The sequence below is a fragment of the Sulfurospirillum arsenophilum NBRC 109478 genome (assembly GCF_000813345.1).
Classification (GTDB): domain Bacteria; phylum Campylobacterota; class Campylobacteria; order Campylobacterales; family Sulfurospirillaceae; genus Sulfurospirillum; species Sulfurospirillum arsenophilum.
Genome location: NZ_BBQF01000001.1, coordinates 454,790 through 466,733, shown reverse-complemented (window position 1 = coordinate 466,733; position 11,944 = coordinate 454,790). Strand labels below are relative to the sequence as shown.

The window sequence follows — 11,944 nt, the reverse complement described above, 5'->3', positions numbered from 1 at the left end:
GAGGTTTGGCTTTTTAGCCAACCTCTTTTAAGAGACTTTCAATCGTCTCAATCATTCGGAAATGTCTTGCTTTTCGCTCTTCTAAAAACGCTACTTTTTCTTCTTTAATCGCTGTAAATTGGCTGATCAAGCGGTCATAATCTTTATTGAGAAACGTATTTTTTGTATTCATCATATTTTCAAGCTCATAGAGATGAAACGATGTTCGAAGACGCTCTTTAATCTCATCAAGCTTGGGTACATAGAGTGAAAATTTTGTTGGATTTTCTTCGTAGAGTTTTGCCGACTTTTCGATCTTGTTTTCCAAAAACGCTACACACACTTCGGTTGCATTTTGGTAGTTAAAACTCACTGCACTGGAAAGATGGTTAAACTCAGAGCTGATCTTCGCGTAGGAGTTTGCAATCTCATCGTTAAAAGGCTTTAAGATGCTCTCGTACGCCTTAGAAGCAAAACGACGCATATTGGCAAATTCAATATCAGAGTGAAGCTCTTCATTTTTACGGATTACCTCATACGGTGTTTGCCATTTTAAAATGCCCTGCTCGAGTGAGCGGTACACCAAACGGTTTTTATCGTTGACTTCATTTTGAATGGAGAGAAGATTTCGTACGTACTGTTTAAACATCTTACCGATGAGATTCTCTTCATAAAAAAGACTTTTATAAATAAGATCGGAGTTAATTTTAGGCGCTTGGTACTCAAAGGGCATGTAGGTTGCATGCTTACTAAAAAGCCCTGCTTTTTGCGCTTCATAACGAATCTGTTTTTCGGTTGTGATTTGATTGTAAATGGCATCAGCGATGGTTTCAATAATTTGCTCAATACGCATAAATGCACTTTTAAGATCATGTGAGAACTTACCTTTAAGCTCAGAAAAAAGATTTTTAGCTTCGGCTTCAAAACGTACAATTTCGTCTAAAAGCTCATCGTAAATGGCTAAGAACAGCTGATGTTGCGCAATAAGTTTGGTAGAAATATCTTTAATCTCTTTGGTAATAGCAAACTCTTTGGATTGTGTTGATTTAGGCTGAATTTCGTTACGAATGAAATCTAAAACTTTGTCGATGTTTGACTCTTCCAAGAGTTTGAGATTTGCACCCAAGTCACTTTGCAAAATAGAATCAAGCGTGGCTTGATACGCTTTAAAATCGTGCTCAACACCAGCAAAATCTAGCTTCTCTCCACCGCTTTGAAGCTTTACATGTAAATCATGCATAAACTCATCAAGCTTCTCTTCCATCATCACTTTTTTGTCATGGCTGCGTGATTCTAAAGCTTGACGTGCCGAGATAGGAATGACATCGCTAAAAAACTCTTTAAACGCTGTTTTAACATAGTTGGTCGTCTCTTCGATTTGTTGTGGCGTAAATTTATCTTTTTGATTGAGTACGCAAAGCGATTTGTTTTGGTACTTACCAAGGTACTCTTCCAAAACTTGAAGCTCACTCATTTTTCCTGCATTGTCGATAAGTGTCAACCAGATAATACCATCGACCTCTTTGAGTACTTTCTCGGTCGTTTGCGTATCGGTTGCGGCTTGTGAGTTAAGACCTGGAGTATCGACAAATACAACGTCTTTGAGAATGTTGAGTGGGGCATACAATACAAGATACGCAATATCTTCGACATGTTCTCTCTGATCTGTAAAATGAGCAATTGTGTTGATGTCATGGTACTCATCTCTGCCATCTTTGTAGCGCACACGAATCTTAAACTCTTCGCCATAGCGAATGTAATTGACTTTGGACGTTACAGGCGTGATACCTGTTGGTAAAATACTTTTGGCTAAAAGAGCGTTGAGAAACGTTGATTTTCCACTTGAAAATTGCCCTGTGATGGCGACTTTCATCGGCTCTTCTGAACGCATTTGAAGACGATCAAGTGCTTTTTTAAGTTGGATAGACGGAAGTTGGTGTTCTGCAAGAAGCACATACTGTACTTTTTTAAGTGCGCCTAAAAGCGTTGCATCAAACTGGGGTACCACTTTTAAAAAGTGCTCTTTATACGAAGCGACAAAACTCTCTAGTAGACTCATTTTGGCTCCTTTGTTGCACTTAAATCATTGAGTACTATACCCATCACACGCTCTTTTTCTTTGATCTCTAAAATGCGCGCCTCACGGTTAAGTGTTGCATCTTTCATCTGATGCATTGCACGTTCAATCAACTCTTCTTCAGCACTGAACCTTTCTTCTATGAGACGAGCAGGTGCTTCACAGAGGCTTACAAATGAGCCTAAAAGCTCTTGGTTAACTTTCTGCAGTTTTTCGCCAAGCATCTCTTTGATACCTGAAAATTCTGTACCAAAAAGTGTATCAAGCAGTGATGAAAGTGTACTAAGGTCATTTTTACCGTATTTTTTAATAGCATCATTCACACCAGCAATAATCACCGTGCTATTTTTAAAAATCAAAAGTGAGCCTAAATGCTCTTCACAAAAAGCTCTAGCATCAAAATGATGTGCTCCCGCATCACTTTTAAACTCACCATACTTTGCATCCATATACTCTAAGGAACTTTGCATCTTTTTTTGAAATTCGTAGCGGTAGTCACGAACAAGATCGACCATGCCATCTTTGATTGCCGTTTCAATAATAGAGCCGATGCGTTCTTCTTTGGGTGCTTTTTTATTTTTACTAAATTCATAACTTACATCGTCTGTAATTCGCCTTTTCACAACATTTTGAAGTGTATCGAGGCGATTGTTTGCAAATTTTTGAAGGGTGCTAAAGTAGTGTTGCATCTCTTCTTTATTTTGAGCGATACTGATTTTGATTTGCTCCAAAAAGCTTGCCATCACCTTTTTTTCTTCTTGATTTTTGGCGTATGCTTGTTCGATCTCTTCATGCGAAATATTTAAGAAGTGAAGTTCTTGCTCAAACGATGTCATGGATTCGCTAATGACAGATTCAATCTCTTTACAATTGGCAGAGATAATGAGATTGGCTTTTTGACTGTTTGCACCAAAAAGAACATCTTCAAGGTATGCTTCCACCAGAGGTAAACCTGTGCGCTCCATATCATAACCAAGGGCAAGAGCTTCATCTGCTTGACCCAATTTATGCATCAGAGCCAGTTTTCCTGCAATTGGGATAAAGACAATTTTGGCAATAATCTCATCGAGTTTTGCACCCTTGTTTTGCTCTTTTAGACGTGCTTCGATGCTTCGTTTGGTATAGGCGATGACCTCCGCAAGCTCTTTCTCTTTAATCGCATCGATACGTGTAATGACGATTAGTAAACGCGCCACATTGCGGTATAACAAAGCATCAATGATGAAATCTACATCTTTTTGTGTTGCTGCTTGTGCTGCGTTCATCAGATGGATCATCAAATCGCATTCGCTTAAGTATTCAAGGGTAATCTCTTCACGCTGAACCACAGGGTCATCAAGGCCTGGCGTATCCACGATTTGGACGCCATCTTGGACAAATTTAAGATCGGTGTAGAGTTCAACACTTTTGACGAGATTGCATTTTTTATCGGAATGTTTTGCGGAAGTGTAAAGTGCTAAATCTTCGACTGAAATGGACTCACTTTCACCTTTTGGCGTTACTAATGTACTAAATTTTTCACCAAAATGCTCACGACTCTCTTTAACAAAAATCTCTAAACTTTTAAGGCTTTTAGCACCCTCCTCGATCTTGCTCCACTCTTTGGCATTCCAAAAGTTGACAACGGCGTAAGGATTTTTAGCGTATTTTATAAGTGTTAGGTTTGCGGTCTCTGGAACAACGGAAGTGCCTAAAACCTCTTGGCCTAAAAGCGCATTGAGCATGGTAGATTTACCCGCGTTCATAACGCCTGTAATACCGATGGAAAAACGTTGATTTTCTAAGCGTTCAGGGATTACATGTAAACGCTCACTTAAGCGTGGAGATTCAACTGCAAGTTTTAGATTTTCAATGGCAGTTAAAAGCCTATGAAGTGCTGTTTTGTAGTAATTTTCTTGTGTTGTTGCACTCTTTACATGTAAAGATGCCACTTCGATTTTTTTCTCTTCAATAAGACCGAGAATACTGCCTAAGGAACGTACAGTGTCATAGGAGATAATCCCCTCTTTTTTTAAAAGTTCTAAGCGTTTAAGAATCGCATGATTGATCTGTAAATTGCCAAGAAATAGCAGATAGCCAAGCAGTTGGCTTTGAGCATATTGTATGGTTTCTTTACTAAAGGTTGATTGTTGAAACAGTGTATTTAAAGCAGTTTTAGGTTCTTCAAGGGTTGCCATATTGGCAAAATTCTGAGGGCTTGTGATAAGCAAGATGGCGACACCATCACAGAAGTTATCAAAAGCAGTTGATAGGGTTTGATCGAGGAGGGTTTTATGTTTTTCATCGAAAACAGCGTGTTGGCTTAACCTCTCACCCCAAATGAGTAAGAAAAAATCATTGATGACATGCATGGGATACTATCTTTAAAGTTTTTTTGATTATATCAATATTTCTTATAAGAGAAACAAAAAAGCAAGACTAAATGTCAAGATTAAGGCAAGGGATAAGACAAGTGTCTTATCCCTTAGAAAAAAGGCAAACTTATTTGAGAGCGACTAGCTTTCTTCTCATATAAGCAATTTTTGATTGAAGTGGTAAGTGTTTTGGACAGTTGTCTTCGCACGCAACAAGACTCATACATCCAAAGATTCCATCATCATCACCGACAAGCTCATAGAAGTCTTCATCGGTTCTTTCATCGTGTGGATCCATTGCAAAACGAGCAACACGGTTCAAACCAACGGCACCAATAAAGTTTGGTCTCATCAATTTTGTACCACATGCTGCAACACAGATACCACATTCGATACAACGATCAAGCTCAAAGGTCTCATCAGCCAATTTTGGCTCCATAGGCGCTTCAAGTTTAGAAATGTCAGGTTTGTGGTTTGTGTGAATCCAACTCTCAACACGTTTACTCATACCATTCATCCAGTTACCTGTATCAACAGAAAGATCTTTGATAAGTTTGAATGCTGGCATAGGCATTAATTGAATAACACCATCTTTAAAATCTTTTGTCAAAGTACGGCATGCAAGTCTAGGAGTTCCATTAACCATCATACCACAACTTCCGCAGATACCTGCACGGCATACAAAGTCAAAAGAAAGGTCAGCGTCCATTGTCTCGCGAATTTTTGTAAGCGCGATAAACAGTGTCATACCGTCTGTTTCTTCAAGTTTGTACTCTGCAAAATGCGCTTTAGAAAGTTTTGATTGTGGGTTATATTTCATAGCCCTTATGGTAATAGTTCTACTCATTTTGCATCTCCAAATCTCTCATTTTTAGCTTTATAATATGGTTGAAGCTCAAATGGCATAAGCGCATCTTGGATCTCATGTCTGTCTTTGCCTGCTGCTTCCATCTCTTCACGAATTTTATCAACAACCTCTTGTCTTTGTGCACTAACAGGATGCTCGATAATATTTCCTTTAACACCGTAACCACGGAATGCTGGTGGAATTTCCATTTTCATAATGTCAAGTGGTTCATACGTAACTGTTGGAAGAGTAGAACCCTCTTTCCATGAAGTTAGTGTACGGCTTAACCAGTTAAGATCATCACGTTTAAGGAAGTCTTCTCTATAGTGAGCACCACGACTCTCTGTTCTATCTCTTGCACCAACTGCTACACAAAGAGCAAGTTTAAGCATCATAGGAACACGGTATGCTTCTTCAAGTTCTGGGTTTGCAGATGCTGTTTTAGATTTAACATTAACATCATGAGATTTTTTGAGAAGTTCTTCAAGTTCATTAACCGCTTCAGCAAGACCTTTGCCATCACGGAAAATTGCAACTTTTTCCCACATAATATCTCTCATTCTGTTTTTGATTTCAAAGATATTATATTTACCTTTGTTAGTCAACAAATGATCAATGAATTCTTTTTGTTTTTTAATTGCTTTTTCAATCGTTGCAGTGTTAACATTCACTTCATTTGCTAAACAATAGTCAGCAAAATAATCACCAACGATCATACCAGCAACAACGGTTTCACTTACAGAGTTACCACCAAGGCGGTTAAATCCGTGCATATCCCAACAAGCAGCTTCACCAGCAGAGAAGAGACCTGAAAGTGTTGGAGACTCACCGGTTGCTTTTGTTCTAATACCACCCATTGAGTAGTGTTGCATTGGAAGAACTGGTGCCCAGCCTTTTGGACCTTCATCCGCAGGATCGATACCGTTAAAGATTTGACAAATTTCTTGTACATCTCTTAGGTTTCGCTCAATATGTGCACGACCAAGAATAGAGATATCTAACCACAAGTGCTCGCCATATGGAGATTTAACACCTTTACCTTTACGGATGTGTTCCATCATACGACGACTTACAACGTCACGACTTGCAAGTTCTTTTTTCTCTGGCTCGTAGTCTGGCATAAATCTATGACCATCAACGTCACGTAATAGACCACCATCACCTCTACAGCCTTCTGTTAAAAGGATACCTGAAGGAACAATTGGGGTTGGGTGGAATTGTACTGCTTCCATGTTACCAAGTGTCGCAACACCTGTCTCAAGAGCAATAGCAGCACCAATACCATCACAAATAACCGCATTGGTTGTTTGTTTGTAAAGTCTACCGTAACCGCCTGTTGCAATCAAAGTACCTTTAGCAACGTAAGCCCAAAGCTCGCCAGTTACTAGATCTCTTACAATCGCACCGTAACAACGGTTGTTTTCATGAATAAGCGCAATCGCTTCTTTTCTATCTTCAATATTTACGTCAAGTTTCAACGCTTCGTTCGCAACACCAAAAAGCATGGTATGGCCTGTAGCATCCGCTGTATAACAGGTTCTCCATTTTTTAGTACCACCAAAGTCACGAGAGTGGATATAACCATGTACTTCTTCGTCTTCAACGATAGTCGTTCTCTCAGCATTAATGATAGCTTCTCTGCTACCTTTAGCAATTCTTGTCCAAGGCACACCCCAACCAGCTAACTCACGGATAGCTTTAGGAGCAACGGTAACGAACATACGTGCAACTTCTTGGTCACAACCCCAGTCACTACCTTTTACAGTATCAGCAAAGTGAACATCTTCGTTGTCACCTCTACTCATTTTTGAGTTACCAAGACTTGCTTGCATACCACCTTGTGCCGCAGCAGAGTGAGATCTCTTAACTGGACAAAGACTTAAAACTGTTGTGCTAAGACCTTTAGATTGCGTTGCAATCGCCGCTCTAAGACCTGCTAAACCACCACCGATTACCAGTGCATCACAATATTTTACGTTCATTTTTACGCCCTAACCTTCACATCATATCTTGCTTCTACTTGTGCCGTTGGTTTATACGCTTCACCAACATTATTTCTGTGCTCGTAACCGATTTTGACATACGCAGCAAGTGTTAAAAGACCAAGTGCTAAGAAAAATACAGTCACAGCCCATTTAACTTTTTTAAGATTTTTACGAGAATCTTTTGCGTGTTCACCTTCAAACCATCCCCATTTAACACAAAGACGATAAAGGCCGATACCACCGTGGAATTCAACTGCTAGAAGAAGAAGAAGATAAAATGGCCACATAAATTCGCTGTACATTCTATCTGCTGAACCGAATGGTCCAATTTTATCTGCTTGAACCGCCATTGTAAAGAGGTGAGCAGAACCAAGGAAGAACATTGCAAAACCTGTGAACGCTTGTGTAAACCACATAGTCGTATCATCATGTTTCATCATGCCCATGTGTGTTTTGTATGCTTGATATTGTCTAAATGTAATAGGCAATTTTCTCATACCGAGCATTGCATGTACAATAAAGACTGCAAATACAAACAATACAATTGCAGAAACGATTATAGGCTGTGGTTCGCTTAGGAACAAACTGCCTTCAAACATTTTTGTTATTGTGTACATAAAGTCTTTGCTGATCAAAATAGTTGATACAAAGAACATATGTCCCCACATAAACAAACCTAAGAATAGTCCTGTTGCACTTTGAACATAGTCCAATTTTGCAGGAACTCTACTCTTTTTTCCCTCAACGCTCGTACCTAGAAAACCTTCAAGTAGGTCACTCACATTTTATCCTTTTTGTGAAGTTTTATAAACACTCATAAATGTGCAAGATAACACACTTATGAATGTCAATCTCTAACAAAGTCCATTTTAAAGGCATTTAGAAGAAGTTTAAACACATCACAACTATGTTATTTTGTACATATTAGTTGAAATTATAATATACGAAAGGGGATTTAAAAGGGATTTTTTATCCCCGTTTACCCCGTTTGATGATGAAGCCATAGAGGAGTAAAGAAGCAATTATCATAAGGATAGAAAGCGCTTGACCTTTACTCATCCATTCACCGTACACAAAACCGATTTGAAAGTCTGGTTCTCTCCAAAATTCTGCAATAAAACGTCCCAAAGAGTAGAAAAAGCCATAAAGTGCGATGAGCTCACCATCGTATTTTTTAAAGTTTCGGTAAAAATAGAGTACCACAAAAACCATCAATCCCTCTAAGAGTGCTTCATAGAGTTGCGAAGGGTGACGAAGCACACCATCAACATAGATACCCCATGCCACATCGGTTGGTCTGCCGAAAAGTTCTTGGTTGAGAAAATTACCTATGCGTCCAAAGATGTAACCCACAGGAACGCTTAGGGCTACCACATCAAGAAGTCTCCAAACATTGATTTTATGTTTGAGATAGAAAAACCAAGTACCAAGAAAAAATCCAATAATTGCACCATGATAACTCATACCACGAATGCCCACAAACGTACCATCCATAAAAGGATTAAACATCTGCCACGGATTGGAGAGGTAATAATCCACATGCGGATCGTAGAAAAGAATGTAACCAATGCGTGCACCCAAAACAATACCAATTTCAATCCAAATAAAATAACTCTCTAAAATTTGATTCGTAAAGCCAAGATTGTCACGTTTGACAAACCATTTTGCAGCATAAAGCGCTCCAAGAAGGGCAAGCATATACATAAGCCCATACCAATGAACGGCAATAGGTCCTAATTTAAAAGCAACAGGGTCAAATTGGCTGTAAATATTATTCCAAAAAAGCATTCAAATCCTTACATGTAAAAAAGATATTCTACTGCGTTTACATTAAGAGAGAGTTTAGGAAGAAGGTAGATTGCACGCATATACCTCTACTTCAACACGGTTGCGACCATTCTCTTTTGCACGGTAAAGTGACTCATCCACTCGTGCAACCATACTTGTTTCATCATCATTTAAATGATACGTTGCCACACCAAAACTGGCTGTACGACTCCCTGCATACGCAAAATCTTCTCCTTCAATGACAGCACGAAGTTTCTCTGCCAATAAATGTGCCTCTTCAACATTACTACTTGGAAGAAGAATCAAAAATTCTTCTCCACCCCATCTTCCTACAGCATCTTCCAAGCGGACATTTGCCTTTAAAAGCTTTGCTATCTCTTGCAATACACTATCGCCTACTTGATGCCCATACGTGTCATTAACCGATTTGAATTTATCAATATCAAGGAGTAAAATCGAAAGAGGTGTCTGATGACGTTTGGCAATACTCAGGTAATAGGCAAAGAGTTCATCGAGTTTAAGACGATTATACAAGCCTGTCAAACGATCGGTAATAGAAAGTTCTTCAACTCTTTTTTTATCGGTAATATCATGTCGAATGGCAGTGTACCCTACTAAATAATACTCTTCATTGTACCGAGGTTCAATAATCGTTTCCATCCAATAAACAGATCCATCTTTACGTCTGTTTTTGATCTCCCCACTCCACGAAATACCTTTTTTCAACGTACTCCACATCTCTTGATAAAGAGTTATAGGCATATCTGGGTATCTGACGATATTGTGGCTTTTCCCAATAAGTTCTTCTTTTGTATACCCTGAAATCTTACAAAATGCCTCACTTACATCCGTTATAATCCCCTTCAAATCTGTACTCGAAGTAATCACATGCGTATCAATAATTTGAAGGTATTTTTCAAGTTCATGTTTTGATTTACGATACGCAGTAATATCACTAAACGTAATCAACACCGATGTAATTTTGTCAAAATCATCCGAAAAAATGGGCTGAGCATTCGTTTGAACCCACAAAAGAGAACCATCTTCTCGCCTAATTCCCATAATGACATTATTTTGTGCTACTCCCGTATGAAATGCTTTAAAAGAGGGACGCTCTTCTATGTCAAACACCGAACCATCTTCATGAACAGCATTCCATTTAGTATCGCTACCCACTTTACCAACAATGTCACTTTTAGCAACCTTCAACATCTCTTGTGCAGCCAAATTACACTCTGCAACGATGCCTTGATCGTTCAAAACCACCACACCCTCTTGCATTGTCTGAAAAATGGAGCGGATTTCAGCCTCGGACTGAGCAAGAAGTTTTGTCTTTTCATCGGCTATTGCATATGCTTTTTTTCGTGTATGCTGAAGCACATAAATCAATCCGCTCAGTAAACTAAATAAAAGCAGACCAAAAATCATTCGGAACCATGGAAAGTAATGACTGTTGCTCATTTCTAACACATCTTTGGCTTTAAAATGAATCGTCCATGTCTTTCCGTAAATTTCCAAAGAGGTATACTGGCTTAATCTTGGCTCAATCAGATCAGGATTGGAATTATAAAGAAGGTTTTGCGCTAAAGGTACAGTTCCATCGTAAATTTCAAAATCAACTAAAATATAATTACTTTGTAAGAGTTGTTCAAACATTTTTTTAGAATCAATAGCGACATAAACAACCCCTTTTACATCCTTCAAACGCTCTTCTTCTGAAGATGGAATTTCTCGTGATTGGTATAAAGGGAAAAAGATCAGAAAGCCAGCTTGATGGTCGGTAATGTATTTTTGAAGCAAATCAATTTTAGAAGAGAGTGTCGCATCTGCTCGCATCAAAGATTGATACAATGCCTCTTTTCGTATGCCCTCAGAAGCCAAATCTAATCCAAAGGCTTTTTCATTTAATTCAGATAAAGGCTCTATATAGGTTACGGGGAAGAGTGCAGAATTTGATGAGGCATTGATTTGGAAAACAGTGTAGTGAGAAAACCCTTCTTCACGAACGCTTTCTTCATGTTTGAGACGATTATGGGGTTGAATTAAAGGTGCATAACCAAATGCACGAAAACCTAAAAACTGCTCATTGATATGGTTTGAAAGGGCATAATGTTTCCACTCCTCACGCGATACATCGTCAGAAGCATTCATAAAAGCTGCGGCACTGCGTAAGAGTTGAATATGTGCTCTGAGCTCTTTTTGAATTAAACTTGATATATGATTTGAAGCGGCTTGAAAGCGAATCTGTTCTGTCTCTTTAATCCAAAGAGCGCTTTTCCATGCAATAAACAAGGAGAATGCTACCCCTAAGAATAAGAAAACCCATGGTAAGAGTGTAGATTCCCACAAGCGTCTCAAGAAACTTCCTTTGCCCCGATTATTAAAGAAGATTGTAGCGTAAATTAGGAAAAGGAATCTACCGCATATCAGCAGAGGCAAGAGTTTACCCTTGCCTCAAAGTCTTTTTATTTGACTTGGATTTTTTTCACTTCGCTTTTTTCAACTTTCAGTTTTGGAAGCACGACTTCAAGCACACCATCTTGGCTACTTGCTTCGATATTTTCAACATCAACATTTTCAGGCAATGCAAAACTGCGTTGGAACTTACCGTAACTGCTTTCAACTTTGTAGTAGTCTTTCTCTTGTCGCTCTTCTTTAAAACTTCGCTCTCCTGAAATGACGATTTGATTATCTTTAACATCGATGCTGATGTCCTCTTTTTTAACACCAGGAAGGTCAATTTCAACATGGTAAGCAAATTCGCCCTCACGTGTACTCACAGTAGGTTTGAACGCTGAGATGCCACTTTCATCACTTTCAGCAGGATAATAATTGAACAGCCTGTTCTCCAACTCTTTAAGCTCTTTATACGGATTAAATCGTGTAACTAACATGTTAAACTCCTTAAATTTTA

Annotated in this window: 8 protein-coding genes; all 8 read right to left on the bottom strand. The window is 38.8% G+C overall.

Going from position 1 to position 11,944, the window contains the following annotated elements; genetic code table 11:
- Positions 1 to 13 precede the first annotated feature (13 nt).
- A complete protein-coding gene (locus tag SAR02S_RS02350; RefSeq protein WP_041956534.1) occupies positions 14 to 2,038 on the bottom strand; it encodes a dynamin family protein in 2,025 nt (674 codons plus the stop codon).
- Entirely contained in the window at positions 2,035 to 4,407 is a 2,373-nt protein-coding gene (locus SAR02S_RS02345) for a dynamin family protein (protein ID WP_041956532.1), read from the bottom strand. Before SAR02S_RS02345 ends, SAR02S_RS02350 begins: the two co-directional genes overlap by 4 nt.
- A gap of 130 nt (positions 4,408 to 4,537) precedes the next feature.
- On the bottom strand, positions 4,538 to 5,257 hold the full coding sequence (locus SAR02S_RS02340) for a fumarate reductase iron-sulfur subunit (protein WP_041956530.1): 720 nt from the start codon (positions 5,255 to 5,257) through the stop codon (positions 4,538 to 4,540).
- Positions 5,254 to 7,239 carry a fumarate reductase flavoprotein subunit gene (locus tag SAR02S_RS02335; protein WP_041956529.1) on the bottom strand — a complete coding sequence of 662 codons (1,986 nt, stop codon included), beginning with the start codon at positions 7,237 to 7,239 and terminating at the stop codon, positions 5,254 to 5,256. Before SAR02S_RS02335 ends, SAR02S_RS02340 begins: the two co-directional genes overlap by 4 nt.
- Positions 7,240 to 7,241: 2 nt before the next feature.
- Complete coding sequence (locus tag SAR02S_RS02330; RefSeq protein ID WP_041956528.1) at positions 7,242 to 8,024, bottom strand: fumarate reductase cytochrome b subunit; 783 nt, start codon at positions 8,022 to 8,024, stop codon at positions 7,242 to 7,244.
- Positions 8,025 to 8,211: 187 nt separating this feature from the next.
- Positions 8,212 to 9,030, bottom strand: a complete 819-nt coding sequence (gene lgt / locus SAR02S_RS02325) for a prolipoprotein diacylglyceryl transferase (protein WP_041956527.1) — start codon at positions 9,028 to 9,030, stop codon at positions 8,212 to 8,214.
- Positions 9,031 to 9,084: 54 nt separating this feature from the next.
- On the bottom strand, positions 9,085 to 11,388 hold the full coding sequence (locus SAR02S_RS02320) for a diguanylate cyclase (protein ID WP_052433505.1): 2,304 nt from the start codon (positions 11,386 to 11,388) through the stop codon (positions 9,085 to 9,087).
- 107 nt (positions 11,389 to 11,495) lie between these two features.
- The gene (locus tag SAR02S_RS02315; protein WP_041956526.1) at positions 11,496 to 11,924 is read right to left on the bottom strand and encodes an Hsp20/alpha crystallin family protein; all 429 of its coding nucleotides are present in this window, start codon (positions 11,922 to 11,924) and stop codon (positions 11,496 to 11,498) included.
- Positions 11,925 to 11,944 lie beyond the last annotated feature (20 nt).